Raw genomic sequence first — 24,888 nt, 5'->3', positions numbered from 1 at the left:
GTTGCACATGCAGTCCTCGCCGTTGCTCCATTCCCTGCGGCGCCTCTGGGCGCTGGACAAGTTCGCCTACAGCCTGCGGGTGTTCGTCGCCCTCAGCGGGGTGATGGCCGTCTGCTGGTTCCTCGACGACCTGGAACTGGTGATCCCGCTGTTCCTCGGCGTGATCGCCAGCGCCCTGGCGGAAACCGACGACCACTGGCTCGGCCGTCTCCAGGCCCTGCTGGTGACCCTGGCCTGCTTCAGCCTGGCCTCCCTCGCCGTCGAACTGCTGTTCCCCTACCCCTGGCTGTTCGCCGCCGGACTGGCGCTGGCAGCCTTCGCCCTGCCGCTGCTCGGCGCCCTCGGCGAGCGTTACGCGGCGATCGCCTCGGCGACCCTGATCCTGTCGATCTACACCATGATCGGCGTCGATCAGCGCGGCGCGTCCGGCGAGCTGTGGCGCGAACCGCTGCTGCTGGTGACCGGCGCGGCCTGGTACGGGCTGCTGTCGGTGCTGTGGAATGCGCTGTTCGCCAACCAGCCGGTGCAGCAGAGCCTGGCGCGACTGTTCTTCGAGCTGGGCGTCTATCTGAAGATCAAATCGTCGCTGCTCGAACCGCTGCGCCAGCTCGACGTGGAAGGCCAGCGCCTGGCCCTGGCGCGGCAGAACGGCAAGCTGGTGGTGGCGCTCAACCAGACCAAGGAAACCATCCTCGCGCGCCTCGGCCACGGTCGGCCGGGGCCGAAGATCAACCGCTACCTGAAGCTGTACTTCATCGCCCAGGACATCCACGAGCGCGCCAGTTCCTCGCACCATCCGTACAACCGGCTGGCCGAGGCGTTCTTCCACAGCGACGTGCTGTTCCGCTGCCAGCGCCTGCTCAACCAGCAGGGCAAGGCCTGCCGCGCCCTGGCGCGGGCGATCCAGCTGCGCCAGCCGTTCGACTACAACGACAGCGAACTGGCTCTCGCCGACCTGCAGTCCTCGCTGGACCACCTGCGCCGCCAGGGCAACCCGGAATGGCGCGGCCTGCTGCGCTCGCTCGCCGCGCTGGCCGCCAACCTGACCACGCTGGACCACAAGCTGCGCGACGCGAGCAACCCCGACGCACTGGCCGAGGAGCAGGACAGCAGCCTGCTCGACCGCGCGCCGCACTCGCTGAAGGACGCCTGGGAGCGCCTGCGCCAGCAGTTCACGCCGACCTCGCTGCTGTTCCGCCATGCGCTGCGCCTGGCGGTAGCACTGAGCGCCGGCTACGCGCTGCTGCACCTGATCCATCCCAGCCAGGGCTACTGGATCCTGCTGACCACCGTGTTCGTCTGCCAGCCCAACTACGGCGCCACGCGCATCCGCCTGGTGCAGCGGATCGTCGGCACCCTGCTCGGGCTGGTGGCCGGCTGGGCGCTGATCGACCTGTTCCCCAATCTGCTGGTGCAGTCGCTGCTGGCGGTGGCCGCCGGGGTCGCCTTCTTCGCCACCCGCAGCACGCGCTATACCCTGGCGACGGCGGCGATCACCCTGCTGGTGCTGCTCTGCTTCAACCAGGTGGGCAACGGCTACGGGCTGATCCTGCCGCGCCTGTTCGATACCCTGCTCGGCGCGCTGATCGCAGGCCTCGCGGTGTTCCTCATCCTGCCGGACTGGCAGGGCCGCCGCCTGCACAACCTGTTCGGCAACAGCATCGCCTGCAACAGCCGCTACCTGCGCGAGATCATGCAGCAGTACGCCAGCGGCAAGCGCGACGACCTCGCCTACCGCCTGGCCCGGCGCAACGCGCACAACGCCGATGCAACGCTGTCCACCACGCTGTCGAACATGCTTCTGGAGCCGGGGCATTTCCGGAAGGACGCCGAGCTCGGCTTCCGCTTCCTGGTGCTTTCGCACACGCTGCTCAGCTACCTCTCCGCCCTCGGCGCCCACCGCGATGCGCTGCCGCAGGACGCCAGCGACGGCCTGATCCGGCAGGCGGCGGAAACCCTCACCGCCAGCCTCGACGAGATCGCCGCGCGGCTCAGCGAGAAGCGCCCGGTGGAAATCTACAGCGATACGGAAGAGCAGCTGGCCAAGCGCCTTGAGCAACTGCCGGAGGAGCAGGACGACGCGCACCGCCTGGTGCAGAGCCAACTGGCGCTGATCTGCCGCCAGCTCGCGCCGCTGCGCACGCTGGCGGCGCACCTGCTGAAGCAGGAAGGCCGCTGACTACTGCAGGCCGTGGGCGCGCAGCAGCGCGTCGTAGCTGCCGTCCCCGCGCATCTCGTGGATCGCCTGGTTGAATCCCGCCGCTATCTCCGCATGGCGCGGGTTGGCACGGCTGACCATGATGTACAGCTCCTTCTCGGCCACTGCGGTCGGCAGGAACTCCAGGCGGCCCTGCAGCGGCTGCAGCTCGGTCGCCAGCCGATGGCGGGCGACCATCTCGTCCTCCAGGGTCAGTTCGACCCGCCCGGCATCCAGCATCCGCGCGGCATTGGCGAAGCTCGCCACTTCCACCTTGGTCAGCCGCGGATCGCTGTCGAACGCCGTGGAATAGCTGTAGCCGCGCACCACGGCGATGCGGTAGGGGTACAGGTCGGCCAGCCGGGCGTAGGCGATCGGCTCGCCCTTGCGCTTGAGCAGGCGCACGCGGTTGGTCAGGTAGGGCTGGGAATAGATCGCGTAGGACTCCCGCTCGGCGTTGTACCAGGCGTCCACCACCACGTCGTATTCGCCCTTCCTCAGGCCGTGCAGCGCGCGCGGCCAGGGCACTTCGGCGTACTGGCTGGCGTACCCGGCGCGGGTCAGCGCCTCGCGCACCAGATGCACGCAGAAACCGTTGTCCGGCAGGCGCGTGTCGGCGAACGGCGGCCAGCGTCCACCGGCCATGCGCAACTCGTCTGCCGGCGACAGCGGCGAAATCAGCAACAGCAAGAGAAACGGCAGGACTCGCAGAGCCATCGATCATTCCATCCCGGGAAAGACCGACACAATATCCGGCCTCGGCGCGGGCGGCGAGCCACCCGCAGCGAAATTCACCTGCAGAGCGAAGCGCCGCCGCTCACCCCTTGCCTGACTCACCAACATTCACACTCATTCCCTTGAGCAGGTCGATGGGCAGGGGGAACACGATGGTGGAACTCTTGTCGCCGGCGATGGTGCCCAGCGTCTGCATGTAGCGCAGCTGCATGGCGCCGGGCTGGCGGCCGAGCATTTCCGCGGCCTGCATGAGTTTTTCCGAGGCCTGCAGCTCGCCCTCGGCGTGGATCACCTTGGCCCGCCGCTCGCGCTCGGCCTCCGCCTGGCGGGCGATGGCACGGACCATCGATTCGTTGAGGTCGACGTGCTTGATCTCGACGTTGGCCACCTTGATCCCCCAGGCGTCGGTCTGCGCGTCGAGCACCTTCTGGATATCCACGTTCAGGCGCTCGCGCTCGGCGAGCATCTCGTCCAGCTCATGCTTGCCCAGCACCGCGCGCAGGGTGGTCTGCGCCAACTGGCTGGTGGCGGCGAGGAAGTTCTCCACCTGGATGATCGCCCGCTGCGGATCGATCACGCGGAAGTACACCACCGCGTTCACCTTGACCGAGACGTTGTCGCGCGAGATCACGTCCTGCGGCGGCACGTCGAGCACCACGGTGCGCAGGTCGACCCGCACCATCTGCTGCACGACCGGAATGACCAGCACCAGCCCCGGTCCCTTGACCTTCCAGAAACGACCGAGCTGGAACACCACGCCGCGCTCGTACTCGCGCAGGATGCGCAGCGAACTGACCACCAGCATCGCCAGCAGGATCAGCGCCACCATCAGACCGAAGGGAAATCCCATCACTTGCCTCCTGTTTCATCGACGGCCGCCACTTCCAGGCGCAGCCCCTTGCGCGCCAGCACCTTCACGCGCTGGCCCGGACTCAGCGGCAGAGAGGAGTCCACCTGCCACTGTTCGCCTTCCAGTTGCACCCAGCCGCTGCGCATATCCTCCTCGGCCACCGCGTTGATCGTCGCAAGGCTGCCGACCAGCCCCATCGGACCGCTCACCACCGCCCGTCGTCGCGACTTCAGCGCCACGCCGAGGATGCCGCCGATGAACAGCGCACTCACCGTCGCCACGCCGACGATCAGCGCCAGCGGAATGCCGAAGCCCGGGACGTCGGTGTCGATCAGGATCAGCGCGCCGATCACGAACGACACCACCCCGCCGATGCCGAGGATGCCGAAGCTCGGCACGAAGGCCTCGCCGACCATGAACATCAGCCCGAGCAGGATCAGCCCGACGCCGGCATAGCTCACCGGCAGCAGTTGCAGGGCGTAGAGGCCGAGCAGCAGGCAGATGCCGCCGAGCACGCCGGGCACCGCCATGCCGGGGTTGGCCAGTTCGAAGATCAGCCCGTAGACGCCGATCATCATCAGGATCAGCGCCACGCTCGGATCGGTGATCACCGCCAGCAGGCGCGCCCGCCAGTCCGGCTCATGCTCGACGATCTGCGCGCCGGCGCTGCTCAGCTTGATCTCGCTGCCGAGCACCTTGAGCTTGCGGCCGTCCAGCATCTGCAGCAGCAGCGGCAGGTCGGGGGCGACGACGTCGATCACCTTCTGTTTCAGCGCATCCTCGGCGGACAGGCTGACCGCTTCGCGCACCGCGCGCTCGGCCCACTCGGCATTGCGCCCGTGCAGTTGCGCCAGACCGCGGATATAGGCCGCGGCATCGTTGACCTGCTTGCGCTTGAGGGTGTCGCTATTGCTGTCGGCGGGTGCCTTGTCCTTCTTATCGCCCGGCTTTTCGTTCGGATCGGGCATATCCGGCGGCCCGCCGATCTGCACCGGCGTGGCTGCGCCGAGGTTGGTGCCCGGCGCCATCGCCGCGACATGGCAGGCATACAGGATGTAGGTGCCGGCGCTCGCCGCCCGCGCCCCGCCCGGCGCCACGTAGCCGACCACCGGCACCGGACTGGCGAGGATCGCCTTGACGATCGCGCGCATGGAGGTGTCCAGCCCGCCCGGCGTGTCCATGCGGATCACCACCAGCGGGGCCTTCTCCTCTTCGGCACGGGCGATACCGCGCACCAGGTAGTCGGCGGTGGCCGGACCGATCGCGCCGTTGACGCTGAGCACCACCACCGGCGCGCTGGCCGCCGACGCTCCCACCGCAAGCAGCGTGAGCGACAGCAGTAGAAAGCAGCGGTAAATGAACGGAAGCATTCCGGCCTCCCCAGGGTTGCCGACGGCGAAACGGCGCACGGATGAACGGCGCCCTTCTCCAAAGCATAGCCTCACCCCATGCGGAGCCCGCTTCTGGGCCGTGGGGCGGCATTGCCGGATGTTGCAGGCGGGGCGGGCGTAGGTTGGTGCTGAACGCAGTGAAGCCCAACGATGGCAATGTTGGGCTTCGCGTTGCTCAGCGCCAACCTACGGTGGGATTGCAGCCCCTAGGATGAGTTGAGCGAAGCGATACCCATGAGCCGTACACCGAGGTATCGACGACAGGCGCTCCGCCCCCCTCATCACGCGGGTGAGCCACTCCCCAAAAAGAAAAACCCCGCCGAAGCGGGGTTTCTCAGTCAGGTCGGGATCAACCCTTGAACACGTCTTCCACCGACTGCAGCGGATAGTGCTTCGGATACGGCAGGGTCGCCACGCCGGTTTCGAGAGCGGCCTTGGCCACGGCGTCGGAAACCACGGTGATCAGGCGCGGGTCCATCGGTTTCGGAATGATGTACTCGCGGCCGAACTCCAGATGGGTGACGTTGTAGGCCTCGCAGACTTCCTTCGGCACCGGCTGCTTGGCCAGGTCGTGCAGGGCGTAGGCGGCGGCGATCTTCATTTCCTCGTTGATGCGGGTGGCGCGTACGTCCAAGGCACCGCGGAAGATGAAGGGGAAGCCGAGCACGTTGTTCACCTGGTTCGGATAGTCCGAACGGCCGGTGGCCATGATCACGTCGTTGCGGGTGGCGTGGGCCAGTTCCGGCTTGATCTCCGGGTCCGGGTTCGAGCAGGCGAACACCACCGGATTCGGCGCCATGCGCGCCAGGCCTTCGGCGCTCAGCAGGTTGGCGCCGGACAGGCCGACGAACACGTCGGCGCCTTCCAGGGCGTCATCCAGGGTGCGCTTGTCGGTTTCGCTGGCGAATACCGCCTTGTACTGGTTCAGGTCGTCGCGGCCTGCATGGATCACGCCCTTGCGGTCGACCATGGAGATGTTCTCGACCCTGGCACCGATGCTGACCAGCAGCTTCATGCAGGAGATGGCTGCAGCGCCGGCGCCGAGGCAGACGATCTTCGCCTCTTCCAGCTTCTTGCCGGCGATTTCCAGGGCGTTGAGCATGCCGGCGGCGGTGACGATGGCGGTGCCGTGCTGGTCATCGTGGAAGACCGGGATATCGCACTGTTCGATCAGCGCGCGCTCGATCTCGAAGCACTCCGGCGCCTTGATGTCTTCAAGGTTGATGCCGCCGAAGGTGATGGAGATGCGCTTGACGGTGTCGATGAAGGCCTGCGGGCTCTCGGCGTCGACTTCGATATCGAACACGTCGACACCGGCGAAACGCTTGAACAGCACGCCCTTGCCTTCCATGACCGGCTTGGAGGCCAGCGGGCCGAGGTTGCCCAGGCCGAGAATGGCGGTGCCGTCGGAAATCACCGCTACCAGGTTGCCCTTGCCGGTGTACTGGAAGGCCAGCTCGGGATCACGGGCGATCTCGCGGACCGGCTCGGCCACGCCAGGGCTGTACGCCAGCGACAGGTCGCGGGCGGTAACGGTCGGCTTGGTCAGCTCGACGCTGAGTTTTCCGGGGCGGGGCTGGGCGTGATATTCGAGAGCAGCGGTCTTGAGATCAGACATTTTGGCACTTCCGCTTTATAACTTGTTGGAGAAGACGGGCGACCGAGCATACGCAGAAAGCGCACACCTGCCAAGGCCATCCGCGAGGTGGTGTCAATACTCTTATCGTACTATTTTCAGGCTATCCCCGGCTTTTGGCTGACCGATTGGATACAAATCATTCAACAATCTTAACGCCTCATTTGCAACAATTTCTGATCCGCCATTCGTCCTGGCGAGCTGCTCCAGCGTCTGCCCCGCTTTCGCCTGCACGATGGACAACCGCTGCGGCTGGGCCAGTTTGCGTTCTTCAGCCTTGAGCGGCCGGAAACTGCGGATGACTTGCAGGAAGGCGTCATCCTGCCCTTCCAGCGAGCCGCGACCTTTGACCGCACCGACGAACAGGTAGGCGCGCTGCTGCTGATAGATGACTGCAACACGTCGCGCCGGAGAACCGGGAACCACCGCCGTAGCCCCTTCCAGGCCGGCCTGCTGCAAGCTTTCCTCGTCAGCCAGGCGACCGCCCGCACCCTTGCGCAGGTACTCAAGCGGGGTAAGCCGGCCATCCCGCTGCACCAGCTTCATGCCGATGTAGGCCGACTTGTCCGGAGTATAGCCAACCAGTGCGGAGGGCTGATTGAGCACGCCCCAGCCGGCGGGGAAGCTCAGCGTGAAGTCCAGCTCGCCATGGTAGAAGTTGCGCCCGCGCAGGATTCCGGTGGACTCCGAGTCGCCGAACGGCAGGCCTTCCAGATGCTGGAGGAAACGCTCGCGACCGACTTCCTGCTGCTTGCTGGCCAGCGCCTGCGCCGGACCAACCACCTGCTGCAAACGCTTGTCGTTGTCCGGGTGGGTGTCGAACAGGCCGTGATAACCGACCGGCTCCACCGCCTCGCCGCGCTTGCGCGCCTGCTCCTGGGCGTAGTCTTCCTGGTTCTTCAGCACCCGCACCACCTGGATCATCGCCGTCGAATCGTAGCCGGCGCGGGCCAGGTACTTGGCACCGAGGCCGTCGGCCTCCAGCTCCATGTCGCGGCCGTAGCCACGCACCACGGAGGTGCCGAGCACATTGGTGATGTCACCGGCGGCGCCGACGCCGGTGCCGATGGCGACGGCCTGACTGAGGATGTTCCAGGCGGTGGACTGGCTCTGCTGGCGCACACTGTGGCGGGCGGTGACGTGGCCGATCTCGTGGCCGAGCACCGCCGCCAGTTCCGCCTCGGAGTTGAGATAGGCGAGCAGGCCGCGATGGATGTAGATGTAGCCGCCGGGCACGGCGAAGGCATTGATGTCCGGCGAGTCGATCACCGTGAAGTAGTATTGCAGGTTGCTGCGGTCGCTGGCGCGGGCAACCCGCTCGCCGACCTGCTGCACGTAGGCCTGCAACTTCTCGTCGGGGTAGCGCGGGTACTGCTTGGCGACTTCCTGGCTGTAGCTCCGGCCGAGATCGATCTCCTGCTGCTCGCTCATCATCACGAAGTCGGTGCGCCCGGTGGCCGGGTTGACCGCGCAGCCGCCCAGCGTGCCGGCGAGCGCCAGCAGGCAAATGAATGTCAGCATCCGTTGCATCATGGCAATACCTCCAGCATCGCCGGATCGGTGAGCGGCAGCATCCAGCGTGCCTGCCCCGGTTTTACGCCGCCGCGTTCGGCTCGATCGATCACCCAGCCGCGCGCTTCTACTGTACGCCCGCGGAGGCTACCGAGCAGCGACTTGTCGAAGCGCGAAACCTGCCGCGAATCGATGCGCAGGACCAGCGAACCATCCATTTCGATCCACAGGCCGCCGCGATTGCGCTGCACTTCCGCGACCCGCCCGCGCAGCACGGCAAAGCCGCCCTGGTGCAGTTGTTCGACCGCCTGCACCGGCGAGCGCTTCCACAGCCCGAGCCCGGCCGCGCGCGCCTGGCGTTCGGCCGCCTGCTGGCAGGTGGTGAGCTCGGTATTCGGCGCGACCGCCACCAGATAGCCCAGGCCCTCGCCCAGCAACTGCGCTTCGATGTTGGCGCCCGAGCTATCGAAGGCATGCGCGAGGGTACGGCCGTAGCGGTCCTTCCCCTGCCGCCCCGGGACCAGGCCGACCTCGCCGTCATTGGCCGCCACCAGTTGCTGCAGGCGCCGCCGCGCCGCTTCGGCGAAGGGCTCCACCGGACGACCGTGGTGCGCCAGTTCCGGCGCGTTGACGCCGATCAGCCGCACGCTGCGGCCATCGGCGAGCTTCAGCGTGTCGCCATCCACCACCCTGGCCACCCGCACCGTTTCTGGCGAGCGCGGCGCGCTGCAGGTCGCGGCGGACAGATCGCTTGCAAAATTCACGAGCAAAAAAAAGGCGCCCACGAGGGACGCCTTTTTCGCAATGCCGTGAAAAACCATAGTGGCCTCCCCGGAAATCGCTCTTACTTCTTGCCGAACATAGCGAAGCGCTGGTTGAAGCGGTCGATACGGCCACCGGTATCAACGACTTTCTGCTTGCCGGTGTAGAACGGGTGGCATTCGGAGCAGACGTCCAGGTGGATGCTCTTGCACAGGGTCGAACGGGTCTTGATCACGTTGCCGCAGCTGCAGGTAGCTTCGATTTCTTCGTACGCGGGATGAATTTCCGGTTTCATGCTGTATTCCTCAGGTCATGGTGTGCCGCCACCTGATCTGTCAGAAGCCGAGCCACGGCAATCTAAGGCCGCAGGCGGGATCTTACCAGGCACCGCACGAAATTAAGGGCGTGAATCATACCAGAGACGTCTTTCCATGCAAGTCGCGCCGAGACCGGCCGTCGCTTGCAGCATGCTAACATCCCCGCCTCCCGCCGCCTCGGAAGCCGCCGCGTGCCCCAGCTCAACATCCTGCGCCTGGCCCTGCCATCACCGCTGCGCCGCCTGTTCGACTACCTGCCGCCACGCGGCATCGACGCGCAACGCCTGCAGCCTGGCGTGCGCCTGCGCGTGCCGTTCGGCCGCCGCGAGATCGTCGGCGTGCTGGTGGACAAGGTCGAACACTCCGAAGTGCCGCAGGACAAGCTGCGCCCGGCCCTCGCCGTGCTCGACAGGGAACCGCCGCTGCCGGCGCACCTGCTGGAGCTGTGCCGCTGGACCGCGCAGTACTACCAGCACAGCCTAGGCGACACGCTCTCCTGGGCGCTGCCCAACCTGCTGCGCCAGGGCGAACCGGCCGAGGCACGGCTGCTGCGCTTCTGGCACGCCGCAGCCGGTGCGCGGCTGGACGACTCGCGCCTGGCCCGCGCGCCGCGCCAGCGCCAGGCGCTGCAGGTGCTGATGCAGCATCCCCATGGCGTTGCCCACGAACTGCTGACCCAGCTGGAGATCAACAAGGACAGCCTCGACCTGCTGCAGGAAAAGGGCCTGGCAACCCTCGAAGAACGCCGCCAGACCCCGCCCGAACGCCACGGCGGCTGGCTGGCGCAGGCCGAGCTGCCGCTCAACGCCGAGCAGCGCGCCGCCTTCGAGGCGGTGAAGTCCGGCTTCGGCGGCTTCCACAGCTACCTGCTGGCGGGCGTCACCGGCAGCGGCAAGACCGAGGTCTACCTGCAACTGATCCGCGAAGCACTGGAGGCAGGCCGCCAGGCGCTGGTGCTGATCCCGGAGATCAACCTCGGTCCGCAGACCCTGGCGCGCTTCGAGCGGCGCTTCAATGCGCGCATCGCCCTGCTGCACTCGGCACTGACCGACCGCGAACGCCTCGACGCCTGGCTGGCCGCCCGCGACGGCGAGGCGGATATCGTCATCGGCACCCGTTCGGCGCTGTTCACCCCGCTGAAGAATCCCGGGCTGATCATCATCGACGAGGAACACGACGCTTCCTATAAACAGCAGGAAGGCCTGCGCTACCACGCCCGCGACCTGGCGATGGTGCGCGCGCGACTGGAAAACGTGCCGATCCTGCTCGGCTCGGCCACGCCGGCGCTGGAAAGCCTGCACAACGCGCAGAGCGGCCGCTACGGCCTGCTGCGCCTGAACCAGCGAGCCGGCGGCGCGCACCAGCCGAAGTTCCAGCGCCTGGACGTGAAGAGCCTGCCGCTGGATGCCGGCATCTCCATGCCGCTGCAACGCGCCATCGGCGAAACCCTCGCAGCCGGCCAGCAGGTGCTGGTCTACCTGAACCGCCGCGGTTTCGCCCCGACCCTGCTCTGTCACGACTGCGGCTGGATCTGCAAATGCCCGCGCTGCGATGCGCGCATGACCCTGCACCAGGGTTCCGGCGAACTGCGCTGCCACCACTGCGACCAGCGCCAGCGCCCGCCGCGCAAGTGTCCGGACTGCGGCAAGGTCGACCTGCGCCCGGTCGGCGCCGGCACCGAACGCGCCGAGGAGCGCCTGAGCATCCTCTTCCCGCAGCATCCGGTGCTGCGCATCGACCGCGACAGCACCTCGCGCAAGCACGCCATGCGCGACCTGTTCGCCACCATCAATAAAGGCGAGCCGTGCATCCTGGTCGGCACCCAGATGCTCGCCAAGGGCCACCACTTCCCGCGCGTCACCCTGGTGGCGATCCTCGATGCCGATGGCGGGCTGTTCTCTGCCGACTTCCGCGCCAGCGAGCGCATGGCGCAGCAGATCGTCCAGGTCGCCGGACGCGCCGGCCGTGCGGAAGAACCGGGCCGCGTGCTGATCCAGACCCATCTGGCCGACCACCCGCTGCTGGTGCAGCTCACCGAACAGGGCTACTTCGCCTTCGCCGACCAGGCCCTCAGCGAACGCCGCGCCGCCGGGCTGCCGCCATTCGCCCATCTCGCCCTGCTGCGCGCCGAGGCGCACAAGCCGGGGCAGGCGGAAGCCTTTCTCGATGCCGCCTGCAGCGAAGCGGAGAACATTCAGGCCAGCTTCGGCAGCGATGTGGAGCTGCTCGGCCCGGTTCCGGCACCAATGGAACGCCGCGCCGGCCGGCATCGCGCGCAGTTGCTGCTGATGGCCAGCTCGCGCGCGCCGCTGCACCGGCTGCTGACGCCGTGGTTGCAGGTGCTGGAGCAGTTGCCCGGCGGGCGGCAGGTGCGCTGGTCGGTGGATGTGGACCCGATCGATCTGTTTTGAGACGTCCCTCACCCCAGCCCTCTCCCAGAGGGAGAGGGAGTCATACGAAGCGGCAGGGGAGCTTGGTGTTCCGCCCGATACCACACAGCTCCCTCTCCCACCGGGAGAGGGTTAGGGTGAGGGCAAACCCCGCCACCTTATCTACATTGACCTTCATCAGCCGAACTGCACGCCCCCACGTGCCAGACTGACAAGAATTCCTCCGCGGTTGGCAAGCCATGCCCGGCCACGGATAATGCGCGGTTCTGAGCCAGACAACCGGTCGCCCGCCCCCCTCGCGCGCGATGACGGAGATAAAGATGAAAGACACCATCCGCCAGCTGATCCAGCAAGCACTTGCCCGCCTGACCGAAGACGGCACCCTGCCGTCCGGCCTGTCGCCCGACATCCAGGTGGAAACCACCAAGGATCGAGCCCACGGCGACTACGCCAGCAACATCGCCCTGATGCTGGCCAAACCGGCCGCGATGAAGCCGCGCGACCTGGCCGTCAAGCTGCAGGCGGCGCTGCCCGCGCATCCGCAGGTGGCCAAGGTGGAAATCGCCGGCCCCGGCTTCCTCAACTTCTTCCAGGACGAAGCCTGGCTGGCCAGCAGCCTGGATGCCGCCCTTGCCGATGCGCACCTCGGCGTGCACAAGAACGGTCCGCAGCAGCGCGTGGTAGTCGACCTGTCCTCGCCGAACCTGGCCAAGGAAATGCACGTCGGCCACCTGCGCTCGACCATCATCGGCGACGGTGTCGCGCGCGTCCTCGAATTCCTCGGCGATACCGTGATCCGCCAGAACCACGTTGGCGACTGGGGCACCCAGTTCGGCATGCTGCTGGCCTATCTGGAAGAGCAGGCGGTGGACGCCCAGGCCGAGCTGCATGACCTCGAGGTCTTCTATCGCGCCGCCAAGAAGCGTTTCGACGAGTCCCCGGAATTCGCCGACCGCGCCCGCGAACTGGTGGTCAAGCTGCAGGCCGGCGACCCCGAATGCATGCGCCTGTGGAAGCGCTTCAACGACATCTCCCTGTCGCACTGCCAGCAGGTCTACGACCGCCTCGGCGTGAAACTGACCATGGCCGACGTGATGGGCGAGAGCGCCTATAACGACGACCTGCCCGGCGTGGTCGCCGACCTCACCGCCAAGGGCCTGCTGGTCGAGAGCGACGGCGCCATGTGCGTGTTCCTCGACGAGTTCAAGAACGCCGAAGGCAACCCGCTGCCGGTGATCGTGCAGAAGGCTGGCGGCGGCTACCTCTACGCCACCACCGACCTCGCGGCGATGCGTTATCGCCATCAGAAGCTGCACGCCGACCGCGTGCTGTACTTCGTCGATCAGCGCCAGGCCCTGCACTTCCAGCAGGTGTTCGAGGTCGCCCGCCGCGCCGGTTTCGTTCCGGCCAGCATGGATCTGGAGCACATGGGCTTCGGCACCATGAACGGCGCCGACGGCCGCCCGTTCAAGACCCGCGACGGCGGCACCGTGAAGCTGATCGACCTGCTGGAGGAAGCCGAAGAGCGCGCCTACGCACTGGTCAAGGCCAAGAACCCCGAGCTCGACGACGCCGAGTTGCGCCAGATCGCCCGTGCCGTTGGCATCGGCGCGGTGAAGTACGCCGACCTGTCGAAGCACCGCACCAGCGACTACAGCTTCAACTTCGAACTGATGCTGAGCTTCGAGGGCAACACCGCGCCCTACCTGCTATACGCCTACACCCGCGTCGCCAGCATCTTCCGCAAGCTGGGCAAGAGCTTCGACGAAGCCGGCGGCAGGATCGCCCTGGAACAGCCGCAGGAACAGGCCCTGGCCGCGCAGCTCGCGCAGTTCGGCGATGTGCTCAACAACGTCGCGCTGAAAGGCGTGCCGCACATCCTCTGCGCCTACCTGTACGAACTGGCCGGGCTGTTCTCCAGTTTCTACGAGCACTGCCCGATCCTCGCCGCGGAAACCCCGCAGCAGCAGGAAAGCCGTCTGAAACTGGCGGCGCTGGCTGGCCGCACCCTCAAGCAAGGCCTGGAACTGCTGGGCCTGGAAACCCTCGAGCGCATGTAACCATCGATGGCGAAGAAGAAACCAGCTCCCAAGCGCGGCGCCAGCCGCTACCAGGCGCCGGCACGCAACTCGTCGGTGCCCGGCTGGGTCTGGCTGGTCGCCGGACTGGCCATCGGCGGCTTCATCATGTTCCTCACCAAGCTCGAACCGGGGCGCAATGAAGTGCGCCGGGAAAAGCCGGAACAGCAGAAGCCCGCCGCCGTCCAGGGCAAACCGGCACAGCAGCAGCAACCCGCGCCTGTCGCGGTGAAGCCGAAGTACGACTTCTACACGCTGCTCCCGGGATCGGAGGTCGTGGTGCCGCCGGAAGCCGTGCCGGCGAAGCCGCAGGCTCCGGCACAGCCGGTGCAGCCGCCGACCGTGGTGGCGACGGCCGAGGAAGCGGCGAAGATCGACACCCAGCGCGCCCTTGCCGCCCTCAGCGGGCAGACGCCGCCGCCTCCGGCCGTGGTCAAGCCGGCCACTCCGCCGCAGCCCGCAGCGGCTCAGGCCAAGGCGGCGACACCTGCCGCCCCGCCGAAGCCGGCAGCACCGCCGGCGGTGGCCAACACCCAGTACTTCCTGCAGGCCGGCTCGTTCCGCAAGCAGGCCGACGCCGAGCGCGTGCGCGCGCAGATCAGCATGCTCGGACAGAGCGCGCGGGTGGAGTCGGGTACCGTGCGCGAGGAAACCTGGTATCGGGTGATGGTTGGCCCGTACGGCGACCGCAGCAAGGTATCCCAGGCGCAGAAGCAGCTGTCGTCCAACGGTTTCAACAACGTGCTGGTGCAGCAGCGGCAGAATCGCTGAGGAACCCTGGACCACCCTCACCCCTACCCTCTCCCAGCGGGAGAGGGGGCGCCTCGGCGTGGGAATGTATGCCGTGCCAACCGGCAACCCGGTCAGTCCCCTCTCCCTTCGGGAGAGGGTTAGGGTGAGGGAGCTTTACGCGCGCCAGCCGGACTCCCATCAAAAATGCTCACTCGTCGCCCAGGGACTTGAACCCGGCCACCCGCATCCCCATCTGACTCTGCATTCGGGCAATTCGCCCCGCTGTGTGGAGTAACTCCCTTGACCACAATCGTTTCCGTACGCCGCCACGGCAAAGTCGTCATGGGCGGCGATGGCCAGGTTTCCCTGGGCAACACCGTGATGAAAGGCAACGCGAAGAAAGTCCGCCGCCTGTACCACGGTGAAGTGCTGGCCGGTTTTGCCGGCGCCACCGCCGATGCCTTCACCCTCTTCGAGCGCTTCGAGCAACAATTGGAAAAACATCAGGGCCACCTGGTGCGCGCTGCCGTCGAGCTGGCGAAGGACTGGCGCACCGACCGCTCGCTGAGCCGCCTGGAAGCCATGCTGGCGGTCGCCAACAAGGACGCCTCGCTGATCATCACCGGCAACGGCGACGTGGTCGAACCCGAGCACGGTCTGATCGCCATGGGCTCCGGCGGCGGCTTCGCCCAGGCCGCGGCCATGGCGCTGCTGGAAAACACCGAACTGTCGGCCCGCGAGATCGCCGAGAAAGCACTGAATATCGCCGGCTCGATCTGCGTGTTCACCAACCAGAATCTCACCATCGAGGAGCAGGACAGCGCCGTTTAAAAATTCTGTTCATGATCTGGCGAGCTAGAGCAGAACAAGGCGGAAAGGGATGAAGGAGCGGAGTTTGCACTTGCAAATGAGCATTCCGAATCCGTTTTCAACGCAGTTCTGCCGACGCGCAGCAGATCAGGAATGAATTTTTGGCCTGTCGCTCCGGAGTAACCCTATGTCCATGACGCCCCGCGAGATCGTTCACGAACTCAACCGCCACATCATCGGCCAGGACGACGCCAAGCGCGCCGTGGCCATCGCCCTGCGCAACCGCTGGCGGCGCATGCAGCTCCCCGCCGAGCTGCGCGCCGAGGTGACGCCGAAGAACATCCTGATGATCGGCCCGACCGGTGTCGGCAAGACCGAGATCGCCCGCCGCCTGGCACGTCTGGCGAATGCACCGTTCATCAAGGTGGAAGCGACCAAGTTCACCGAGGTCGGCTACGTCGGCCGCGATGTGGAATCCATCGTCCGCGATCTCGCCGATGCGGCGATCAAGATGCTGCGCGAGCAGGAAATCCAGAAGGTCAAATACCGCGCCGAAGACGCCGCCGAAGATCGCATCCTCGATGCCCTGCTGCCGCCGGCACGCACTGGCAACTTCGGCGACGAGCCGGCGCGCGAGGACTCCAACACCCGCCAGCTGTTCCGCAAGCGCCTGCGCGAAGGCCAGTTGGACGACAAGGAAATCGATATCGAGGTCGCCGACGTGCCGGCCGGCGTGGAAATCATGGCCCCGCCTGGCATGGAGGAAATGACCAGCCAGTTGCAGAACCTGTTCTCCAACATGGGCAAAGGCAAGCGCAAGACCCGCAAGTTGAAGGTCGCCGAGGCCATGAAGCTGATCCGCGACGAGGAAGCCGCGCGCCTGGTCAATGAAGAGGACCTCAAGGGCCGCGCCCTGGAGGCGGTGGAGCAGAACGGCATCGTCTTCATCGACGAGATCGACAAGATCGCCAAGCGCGCCAATGCCGGCGGCGCCGACGTGTCCCGCGAGGGTGTGCAGCGCGACCTGCTGCCGCTGATCGAAGGCTGCACGGTGAATACCAAGCTGGGCATGGTGAAGACCGACCACATCCTGTTCATCGCCTCCGGCGCGTTCCACCTGTCCAAGCCGAGCGACCTGGTGCCGGAACTGCAGGGCCGCCTGCCGATCCGCGTCGAGCTGAAGGCGCTGACGCCAAGCGACTTCGAGCGCATCCTCACCGAGCCGCACGCCTCGCTGACCGAGCAGTACACCGCGCTGCTGAAGACCGAGGGCCTGGATATCGAGTTCGCGCCGGACGCCATCAAGCGCCTGGCCGAGATCGCCTACCAGGTCAACGAGAAGACCGAGAACATCGGTGCGCGCCGCCTGCACACGCTGCTGGAACGCCTGCTGGAAGAAGTCTCGTTCGACGCCGCCGATCTGGCCAGCAAGCACGACGGCCAGCCGATCCGCATCGATGCCGATTACGTGAACGGGCATCTGGGCGAACTGGCGCAGGACGAGGATCTGTCGCGGTATATCCTGTAAAGGAGCGCCCGACGAACCAACCTGTAGAAGCCAGCTTGCTGGCGAAGCTCTTCCCGGGGCTTCGATCGCCAGCAAGCTGGCTCCTATAAAAAGCCCACTCCCGGAACCCCTGCGATGCGCCTGCCAACCGCGATCAAGCTGCACAAAGCCTCGAAAACCCTGGAGCTGGAATACGGCCCCGGCGAGCGCTACAGCCTGAGCGCCGAATTCCTCCGGGTGCATTCGCCTTCGGCGGAAGTCCAGGGCCACGGCAATCCGATCCTGCAGTACGGCAAGCTCAACGTCGGCTTGAACGCCCTCGAACCGGCCGGTCAGTACGCGCTCAAGCTGACCTTCGACGACGGCCACGACAGCGGCCTGTACACCTGGGACTACCTCTACCAGCTGTGTACCCGCCAGGAGCAGCTGTGGGATGAATACCTCGCCGAGCTGCACAAGGCCGGCAAGTCCCGCGATCCGGCGGAATCCGTGGTCAAACTGATGCTCTGAAGCTGCCGTTCGGCGGGCTTCCCTCCCATTTCTGCCATGCATCCATGCAGGGCACGTCATTTGCAACATTTCACGCGGAAACTGAATACAGCACGAGCCTGCACGAAAACAGGGCACGGCGATTCGATCCGCGGCCTTCGCTAGGGCGCGTTTTCTAATCCTTCGCGCCATACTGTCGTACAGGGTTCGATGCCTTATCCGCTTGCGTGCAGTCGCTGCCGAACAGCTGACCAGATCAGTGCACCACGACGCACTGCTGCTGCCCTGGCAACAGCGACGCACCAGGCGATCCGTCAACCCGAGCGATACCCGGCCCCACATGCATCGAGATGCAATCCGCCGGTATCGGTCTCAGGACCATGGAGCATCGCCTATGACCCAGAAGAACAACAACGGACTGTCCCAGCAGGCCGCGGAAAGCACCCTGAACCTCAATCCGGTGATCGGTGTGCGCGGCAAGGATCTGCTTACTTCTGCCCGTATGGTGCTGCTGCAGGCGATCAGGCAGCCGTTCCACAGCGCCAAGCATGCGACCCGCCTCGGCGTCGAACTGAAGAACGTGCTGCTCGGCACCTCGAAATTGCGCCCGGGCAACGAAGATCGCCGCTTCGCCGACCCGGCCTGGAGCAACAATCCGCTGTACCGCCGCTACATGCAGACCTACCTGGCCTGGCGCGGGGAACTGCAGAACTGGATGGCCGACAGCGACCTGCCGGCGGAAGACATCAGCCGGGGCCAGTTCATCATCAGCCTGATGACCGAGGCGATGTCGCCGACCAACACCCTGAGCAACCCGGCGGCGGTCAAGCGCTTCTTCGAGACCGGCGGCAAGAGCCTGCTCGATGGCCTGACCCACCTGGCCAAGGACCTGGTCAACAACGGCGGCATGCCCAGCCAGGTGAACATGGACGCCTTCGAGGTCGGCAAGAACCTGGCGACCACCGAAGGCGCGGTGGTATTCCGCAACGACGTGCTGGAGCTGATCCAGTACAAGCCGTTCACCGAGACGGTGCACGAGCGCCCGCTGCTGGTGGTGCCGCCGCAGATCAACAAGTTCTACGTATTCGACCTGTCGCCGGAGAAGAGCCTGGCGCGCTTCAGCCTGCAGAGCGGCCTGCAGACCTTCATCATCAGTTGGCGCAACCCGACCAAGTCGCAGCGCGAATGGGGCCTGACCACCTATATCGAAGCGCTCAAGGAAGCCGTCGACGTGGTCCTGGAGATCACCGGCAGCCCCGACCTGAACATGCTCGGCGCCTGCTCCGGCGGGATCACCACGGTCACCCTGCTCGGCCACTACGCCGCCCTCGGCGAGAACAAGGTGCACGCCTTCACCCAGATGGTCAGCGTGCTCGACTTCGAGCTGGACACCCAGGTCGCGCTGTTCGCCGACGAGAAGACCCTGGAAGCGGCCAAGCGCCGCTCGTACCAGGCCGGCGTGCTGGAAGGCAAGGACATGGCCAAGGTGTTCGCCTGGATGCGCCCGAACGACCTGATCTGGAACTACTGGGTCAACAACTACCTGCTTGGCAACGAACCGCCGGCGTTCGACATCCTGTTCTGGAACAACGACACCACCCGCCTGCCCGCCGCCCTGCACGGCGAGCTGGTGGAAATGTTCAAGAGCAACCCGCTGAGCCGCCCCGGCGCGCTGGAGGTGAGCGGCACGCCGATCGACCTCAGGCAGGTCACCTGCGATTTCTATTGCGTGGCCGGGCTGAACGACCACATCACGCCGTGGGAAGCCTGCTACCGCTCGGCCCGCCTGCTCGGCGGCAAGTGCGAGTTCATCCTGTCCAACAGCGGGCACATCCAGAGCATCCTCAACCCGCCGGGCAATCCCAAGGCGCGGTTCATGACCGGCCCGGAAGTATCGGCCGACCCGAAGACCTGGCAGGAAAACGCCAGTAAACATGCCGATTCCTGGTGGCTGCATTGGCAGGCGTGGGTGACCGCGCGCTCCGGCGCCACCAAAGAGGCACCGACCAGTCTCGGCAGCCATACTCATACGGCAGCCGAGGCATCACCCGGAACCTACGTGCACGAACGATGAAGACAGACATGCCCAACGAAAACCCGATGATCACGGCCATTTCCGAGGCTGCGGCGGATTCATTCGCCGCAGCCGCGCCGGCAGCGCCGCGGAACAGAAGGAAGCCCCGCAGCGAACCGGCCGAGCCCGCTGCGGTCAAGGCCGGCATTCATCCGCAGCCGTTCGCCTTCCGCACCATCGAACTCGACGGGCAGAGCATCCGCACCGCCGTGCGGCCGGGCAAGTCGCACATGACCCCGCTGCTGATCTTCAACGGCATCGGCGCCAACCTGGAGCTGGTGTTTCCCTTCGTCGCCGCGCTGGACCCGGAACTCGAAGTGATCGCCTTCGACGTGCCCGGGGTCGGCGGCTCGTCGACCCCCAGTTCGCCCTACCGCTTCCCCGGCCTGGCCAAGCTGGTGGCGCGCATGCTGGATTACCTGGACTACGGCCAGGTCACGGCGATCGGCGTGTCCTGGGGCGGCGCGCTGGCCCAGCAGTTCGCCCACGACTACCCGGAACGCTGCAAGAAGCTGATCCTCGCCGCCACCGCCGCCGGCGCCGTGATGGTTCCCGGCCGGCCGAAGGTGCTGATACGCATGGCCAGCCCGCGGCGCTACATCCAGCCGTCGTACGGCGCACGCATCGCACCGGACATCTACGGCGGCGGCTTCCGCCGCGACCCCAAGCTGGCCCTGACGTTCGCCAGCAAGGTGCGCTCGGGCGGCAAGCTCGGCTACTACTGGCAGCTGTTCGCCGGCCTCGGCTGGACCAGCTTCCACTGGCTGCACAAGATCCGCCAGCCGACCCTGGTGCTGGCCGGCGACGACGACCCGATCATCCCGCTGATCAACATGCGCATGATCGCCTGGCGCATCCCCAATGCCGAGCTGCACGTGATCGATGACGGCCACCTGTTCCTCATCACCCGCGCCGAAACGGTGGCGCCGATCATCATGAAATTCCTCACCGAAGAACGGCAGCGCGCGGTGATGCATCCGCGTCCGTTCGTGCCCCGGGTGAGCTAGCAACTGCTGATTCGCTGTCGCCCGCGCAACACTGCACTACTCTGGACGGTTCCGGATGTCATCGCATCGTAATGGTGCGAAGGCATCCTCGATCGTTCACGAACAGGGCAAGCACCGGACTGGCAGCCGCGTTGGCAGCGCTCTGCAAGGCGCCGTCGCGAGTTCTGGTACAGGCCTTGCTGGACCCGGATAACGACGGTCCCTTCACGGAGAGCTGCAGATGCGAGAAAAGCCCCAGTCCGATAGCGTCCACGCCCAGGCCGACTTCATGAATGCGCAGAACGCCATCGTCGGCCTGCGCGGCAAGGACCTGCTGTCCACCATGCGCCTGCTCGCACTGCAGGGCGTGCGCCAGCCGCTGCACAGCGCGCGTCACCTGGCGGCCCTCGGCAAGCAGATGGGCAAGGTGCTGCTCGGCGACTCGGAGCTGCAGCCCAATCCGCAGGACGCGCGCTTCCAGGACCCGTCCTGGCGGCTCAACCCGGTCTACCGGCGCACCCTGCAGGGCTACCTGGCCTGGCAGAAGCAGTTGCAGGCCTGGATCGACGAAAGCAACCTGGACCAGGACGACCGCACCCGCTCGCGCTTCCTGCTGTCGCTGCTCACCGATGCGATGTCGCCGTCGAACAGCCTGGCCAACCCGCTGGCGGTGAAGGAGCTGTTCAATACCGGCGGCATGAGCCTGGTCAAGGGCGCGCGCCATCTGCTCGACGACCTGCGGCACAACGGCGGCATGCCCAGCCAGGTGGACAAGACGGCCTTCGAGGTGGGCAGGAACATCGCCACCACGCCGGGCGCGGTGGTATTCCGCAACGAGGTGCTGGAGCTGATCCAGTACAAGCCGCTGGGCGAATACCTGCACGCCAAGCCGCTGCTGGTGGTGCCGCCGCAGATCAACAAGTTCTACATCTTCGATCTGTCGCCGGAAAAAAGCTTCGTGCAGTACGCGCTGAAGAACAACATCCAGCTGTTCATGATCAGTTGGCGCAACCCGGATGCGCGGCATCGCGAATGGGGCCTGTCCACCTACGTGAAGGCCGTCGACGAAGCCATCGAGGCGTGCCGCTCGATCAGCGGCAGCCGCAGCGTCAACCTGATGGGCGCCTGCTCCGGCGGCCTGACCATGGCGGCGCTGCAGGGCCATCTGCAGGCGCGCCGGCAACTGCGCAAGATCGCCAGCGCCACCTACCTGGTCAGCCTGCTCGACAGCCAGGTGGAAAGCCCGGCCGCGCTGTTCGCCGACGAGCAGACGCTGGAAACCAGCAAGCGCCGCTCCTACCAGCAGGGCGTGCTGGACGGCCGCGACATGGCGCGGGTGTTCGCCTGGATGCGCCCCAACGACCTGGTGTGGAACTACTGGGTCAACAACTATCTGCTCGGCAAGCAGCCGCCGGCGTTCGACATCCTCTACTGGAACAACGACAACACCCGCCTGCCGGCCGCCCTGCACGGCGACTTCCTCGACTTCTTCAAGCACAACCCGCTGAACCGGCCGGGCGCCATGGAGGTCAACGGCACGCCGATCGACCTGCAGAAGGTCGCGGTGGACAGCTTCCACGTCGCCGGCATCACCGACCACATCACCCCGTGGGACTCGGTGTACCGCTCCGCCCTGCTGATGGGCGGCGACAAGCGCTTCGTGCTGTCCAACAGCGGGCATATCCAGGCCATCCTCAACCCGCCGGGCAACCCCAAAGCGTGCTTCTTCGAGAACGGCAAGCTGAGTTCCGACCCGCGCGCCTGGTACTACGACGCCCAGCGCCACGACGGCAGCTGGTGGCCGATGTGGCTGGAGTGGCTGCAGGAACGCTCCGGCGAGCGGCGCACGGTGAGCCTGGAGCTGGGCAACGCAGAATACCCGCCGATGGAGGCCGCACCCGGCACCTACGTGCATATCCGCTGAATGACGGTAGGGCGGGTGCAACCCGCCAATGGCCCTGCAACCGGTTGGCGGGTTGCACCCGCCCTACGCGCCAACCAGTCGAAACCCACTTTGGGGGGATGGCGTCACACGTAAGCTGCGGCTATCGTCGCTGCAGCAAACCTGGAACAAGAACACGGATGAAAACCCGCGACCGCATCCTCCAGTGCGCCCTGCAGCTGTTCAACGAGCAGGGCGAACCCAACGTCTCCACCCTGGAAATCGCCACGGAGCTGGGCATCAGCCCCGGGAACCTGTACTACCACTTCCATGGCAAGGAGCCGCTGGTGCTGGCGCTGTTCGAGCGCTTCCAGGAAGAACTGGCGCCGCTGCTCGACCCGCCCACCGAAGCCAGCCTGGAGACCGAGGACTACTGGCTGTTCCTGCACCTGATCGTCGAACGCCTGGCGCACTACCGCTTCCTCTTCCAGGACCTGTCCAACCTCGCCGGACGCCTGCCCAAGCTGGCGCGCGGCATGCGCACCTGGCTCAACACCCTCAAGCGCACGCTCGCCACCCTGCTCGCCCAGCTCAAGAGCGAAGGCCAGGTCAACAGCGGTATCGAATCCCTTGGCCAACTGGTCGACCAGATCACCCTGACCCTGCTGTTCTCCCTGGACTACCAGCGCATCCTCGGCCATGAAGGGGAAGTGAAACTGGTGGTCTACCAGGTGATGATGCTGGTCGCGCCCCACCTGCACGACGAGGCCCGCGAAGGGGCCGAGCGGATCGCGCAAAGCTACCTGGCCGACTGACGCCAATGAAAACGCCCGGCATCTAGCCGGGCGTTGGGTACCGCGAGGAAGCCGTCAGACTTCTTTCGGAGTATCCGGAGTAGCCGCCGGGGCAACCACCGGTGCAACTACCGGAGCTTCCGCGACCACCGGAGCCGGAGCGGCCTCCGCAGCCGGGGCGCTCACTGCCGCCGGTTTCGCCTCAACTGGCTTCTTTGCTGCCGGCTTCTTCGCCGCAGCCGGCTTGGCGGCCGGCTTGGCTGCTGCAGGTTTCGCCGCGGCAGGCTTGGCAGCCGCCTTGGCCGCGGGTTTAGCCGCTGCCTTGGCTGCCGGTTTGGCGGCCGGCGTGGCTGCTGCCTTGGCCGCAGGCTTGGCTGCAGTGGCCTTCGCAGTTGCAGGCTTGGCGGCAGAAGCTTTCGCAGCGGGCTTGGCGCTCTTGATGCTGACGCCGGTGAGGGCCTCGATCTGCTTGGTCAGGACTTCAATCTTGCCATGCAGATCCTTCACCTCATTGCGGCTCGGGACACCCAAACGGGAGATGGCGCTGTTCAGACGCTTGTCGAAAGCCTCTTCCAGCTCACCCCATTTGCCCAGAGCCTTGCCCTTGACTGCGTCGACCTTGGACTTGGCGCTAGCCTTTACCGAGCCGACCGATTTCTCGACCTCGCTCTTGGCTTGCTTCTCGGCCTTCTCGCCATCCTTGACGAGGGTCTCGAACAGCTTGTTGCCGTCCTTGCTCATCTTCGAGTAGGCGCCCAAGCCGGCCAACCAGATCTGCCGCGAGTACTTCTCGATCTCGCCGACCCAGTTGGGTTCTTTGTCGGTAGTTTTCTTGCCAGCCATCCTGCTCTCCTAAATTAACGAGGGCGGGCGGCGCTCTCGAGCGCTGCACCCAACTCATCCAGCTTAGCAGAGAGTGCGTTCACATCGTTGCGCGACGGGATGCCGATGCGGTTCAGGGAAGCGGAAACGCGATCGTCGAAGTTCAGCTTGTCCTTGACCAGGGACAGCTTGCTCTTCACGCGCTCGTTGGCCGACTCGACGCGGTCGGTGACCAGCTTGCGGCCTTTCTCTTCGACGCCTTCACCGGCTTTCACCAGCTCCTTGAAGTACTCGACGCTTTCCTGACCGGCTTTGGCGTAGGCGCCGAGGCTGGCGAGCCATACCTGACGGGTGTAGTGCTTGACGTCGGAAACCAGGGAAGCAGCTTGCTCTTCGACTTTCTTCTTGCTGATGGCTTTGGCCATGGTGCACCTCACAAGTGGGCTAGGGTATGCGCCCGCCAATCGCGGACTTGAGATGCACGGTACCGAGGAAAATTAGAAAACGCATACCAACGATACGAACGGGAGAATCAAGGCGCCGAGCCGGATGCCCTCTGGCGTGCCATTCCAGGCCTGCGGCTGCGGCCGGCAGCCGCTTTCGCGGTCACACCAGCGCCTTGTCCAGGCCGCGTTCGATCTCGCTCTTGAGCACCCCGCCCATGGCCGAGAGCAGCAGGCCGAGCCTGATGTCCACCACCACACGGTCCTCGCTCACATCGATGCGGCCGTCCACGCCGGTGCGCTGGAACACCAGGGTATTGCCGCGCCAGCCATGGCTCAGCCCATACTCCCTGGCGAAGCGCTCGCCAAGCTTCTCCGCCTTCTCGCGAGCGGCTTCCAGGCCGAGCGAATGGGTACGTTCGATACGGATATGAGACATCAGGGCTACTCCGGGCAGTCTGTCGCTGAAGGCAAATGTGAC

The 24,888-nt window shown here is 66.0% G+C and carries 21 protein-coding genes; 11 read left to right on the top strand and 10 right to left on the bottom strand.

Going from position 1 to position 24,888, the window contains the following annotated elements; genetic code table 11:
* Positions 1-7 precede the first annotated feature (7 nt).
* Positions 8-2,179: a YccS family putative transporter gene (gene yccS, locus JFY56_RS21720; RefSeq protein ID WP_208316237.1), complete on the top strand. Its 2,172-nt coding sequence runs from the start codon at positions 8-10 to the stop codon at positions 2,177-2,179.
* Here yccS and JFY56_RS21715 read toward each other — a convergent pair whose 3' ends face one another.
* The 7 genes from JFY56_RS21715 to rpmE all read right to left on the bottom strand — a co-directional run bounded on the left by JFY56_RS21715 (position 2,180) and on the right by rpmE (position 9,378).
* The gene (locus tag JFY56_RS21715; RefSeq protein ID WP_208316236.1) at positions 2,180-2,914 is read right to left on the bottom strand and encodes a substrate-binding periplasmic protein; all 735 of its coding nucleotides are present in this window, start codon (positions 2,912-2,914) and stop codon (positions 2,180-2,182) included.
* Positions 2,915-3,014: 100 nt separating this feature from the next.
* The gene (locus JFY56_RS21710; protein ID WP_236032992.1) at positions 3,015-3,782 is read right to left on the bottom strand and encodes a slipin family protein; all 768 of its coding nucleotides are present in this window, start codon (positions 3,780-3,782) and stop codon (positions 3,015-3,017) included.
* Entirely contained in the window at positions 3,782-5,152 is a 1,371-nt protein-coding gene (locus JFY56_RS21705; protein WP_208316234.1) for an NfeD family protein, read from the bottom strand. The genes JFY56_RS21710 and JFY56_RS21705 overlap by 1 nt, the downstream gene beginning before the upstream one ends.
* A gap of 370 nt (positions 5,153-5,522) precedes the next feature.
* Entirely contained in the window at positions 5,523-6,791 is a 1,269-nt protein-coding gene (locus tag JFY56_RS21700; RefSeq protein WP_208316233.1) for a malic enzyme-like NAD(P)-binding protein, read from the bottom strand.
* A gap of 102 nt (positions 6,792-6,893) precedes the next feature.
* On the bottom strand, positions 6,894-8,330 hold the full coding sequence (locus JFY56_RS21695; RefSeq protein ID WP_208316232.1) for a M48 family metalloprotease: 1,437 nt from the start codon (positions 8,328-8,330) through the stop codon (positions 6,894-6,896).
* Positions 8,331-8,338: 8 nt separating this feature from the next.
* Complete coding sequence (locus JFY56_RS21690) at positions 8,339-9,142, bottom strand: thermonuclease family protein (protein WP_208316231.1); 804 nt, start codon at positions 9,140-9,142, stop codon at positions 8,339-8,341.
* A 23-nt stretch (positions 9,143-9,165) separates the two neighbouring features.
* Positions 9,166-9,378 carry a 50S ribosomal protein L31 gene (gene rpmE, locus JFY56_RS21685; protein WP_208316230.1) on the bottom strand — a complete coding sequence of 71 codons (213 nt, stop codon included), beginning with the start codon at positions 9,376-9,378 and terminating at the stop codon, positions 9,166-9,168.
* Between the two features lie 213 nt (positions 9,379-9,591).
* Here rpmE and JFY56_RS21680 point away from each other — a divergent pair, with 213 nt between their 5' ends.
* The 10 genes from JFY56_RS21680 (at position 9,592) to JFY56_RS21635 (ending at position 23,163) form a co-directional block, all read left to right on the top strand.
* Positions 9,592-11,811, top strand: a complete 2,220-nt coding sequence (locus tag JFY56_RS21680) for a primosomal protein N' (protein ID WP_208316229.1) — start codon at positions 9,592-9,594, stop codon at positions 11,809-11,811.
* Between the two features lie 299 nt (positions 11,812-12,110).
* Positions 12,111-13,850 carry an arginine--tRNA ligase gene (gene argS, locus JFY56_RS21675; protein WP_208316228.1) on the top strand — a complete coding sequence of 580 codons (1,740 nt, stop codon included), beginning with the start codon at positions 12,111-12,113 and terminating at the stop codon, positions 13,848-13,850.
* 6 nt (positions 13,851-13,856) lie between these two features.
* A complete protein-coding gene (locus JFY56_RS21670) occupies positions 13,857-14,639 on the top strand; it encodes an SPOR domain-containing protein (RefSeq protein WP_208316227.1) in 783 nt (260 codons plus the stop codon).
* A 261-nt stretch (positions 14,640-14,900) separates the two neighbouring features.
* Positions 14,901-15,431 carry an ATP-dependent protease subunit HslV gene (gene hslV, locus JFY56_RS21665; RefSeq protein WP_208316226.1) on the top strand — a complete coding sequence of 177 codons (531 nt, stop codon included), beginning with the start codon at positions 14,901-14,903 and terminating at the stop codon, positions 15,429-15,431.
* A gap of 166 nt (positions 15,432-15,597) precedes the next feature.
* A complete protein-coding gene (gene hslU, locus JFY56_RS21660; RefSeq protein ID WP_208316225.1) occupies positions 15,598-16,938 on the top strand; it encodes an ATP-dependent protease ATPase subunit HslU in 1,341 nt (446 codons plus the stop codon).
* A 114-nt stretch (positions 16,939-17,052) separates the two neighbouring features.
* Positions 17,053-17,427 (top strand): gamma-butyrobetaine hydroxylase-like domain-containing protein, encoded by a 375-nt coding sequence (locus JFY56_RS21655; protein WP_208316224.1) that lies wholly within the window; start codon positions 17,053-17,055, stop codon positions 17,425-17,427.
* A gap of 373 nt (positions 17,428-17,800) precedes the next feature.
* The gene (gene phaC, locus JFY56_RS21650) at positions 17,801-19,480 is read left to right on the top strand and encodes a class II poly(R)-hydroxyalkanoic acid synthase (protein WP_208316223.1); all 1,680 of its coding nucleotides are present in this window, start codon (positions 17,801-17,803) and stop codon (positions 19,478-19,480) included.
* A gap of 8 nt (positions 19,481-19,488) precedes the next feature.
* A complete protein-coding gene (phaZ, locus tag JFY56_RS21645; RefSeq protein WP_408004451.1) occupies positions 19,489-20,487 on the top strand; it encodes a poly(3-hydroxyalkanoate) depolymerase in 999 nt (332 codons plus the stop codon).
* Between the two features lie 220 nt (positions 20,488-20,707).
* Positions 20,708-22,390, top strand: a complete 1,683-nt coding sequence (phaC, locus tag JFY56_RS21640; RefSeq protein WP_208316222.1) for a class II poly(R)-hydroxyalkanoic acid synthase — start codon at positions 20,708-20,710, stop codon at positions 22,388-22,390.
* 158 nt (positions 22,391-22,548) lie between these two features.
* Positions 22,549-23,163, top strand: coding sequence for a TetR/AcrR family transcriptional regulator (locus JFY56_RS21635; RefSeq protein ID WP_208316221.1), 615 nt, complete (start codon positions 22,549-22,551; stop codon positions 23,161-23,163).
* A gap of 54 nt (positions 23,164-23,217) precedes the next feature.
* Here the strand turns inward: JFY56_RS21635 and JFY56_RS21630 are convergent, their stop codons facing one another.
* The 3 genes from JFY56_RS21630 to JFY56_RS21620 form a co-directional block, all read right to left on the bottom strand.
* On the bottom strand, positions 23,218-23,985 hold the full coding sequence (locus tag JFY56_RS21630) for a phasin family protein (protein WP_208316220.1): 768 nt from the start codon (positions 23,983-23,985) through the stop codon (positions 23,218-23,220).
* Between the two features lie 14 nt (positions 23,986-23,999).
* Positions 24,000-24,389 carry a phasin family protein gene (locus JFY56_RS21625; protein WP_208316219.1) on the bottom strand — a complete coding sequence of 130 codons (390 nt, stop codon included), beginning with the start codon at positions 24,387-24,389 and terminating at the stop codon, positions 24,000-24,002.
* 181 nt (positions 24,390-24,570) lie between these two features.
* On the bottom strand, positions 24,571-24,846 hold the full coding sequence (locus JFY56_RS21620) for a polyhydroxyalkanoic acid system family protein (RefSeq protein ID WP_208316218.1): 276 nt from the start codon (positions 24,844-24,846) through the stop codon (positions 24,571-24,573).
* Between the last annotated feature and the right edge of the window lie 42 nt (positions 24,847-24,888).

This window comes from Pseudomonas schmalbachii (genome assembly GCF_017589465.1).
Classification (GTDB): Bacteria; Pseudomonadota; Gammaproteobacteria; order Pseudomonadales; family Pseudomonadaceae; genus Pseudomonas; species Pseudomonas schmalbachii.
This window is presented reverse-complemented; position numbering and strand designations above follow the sequence as displayed.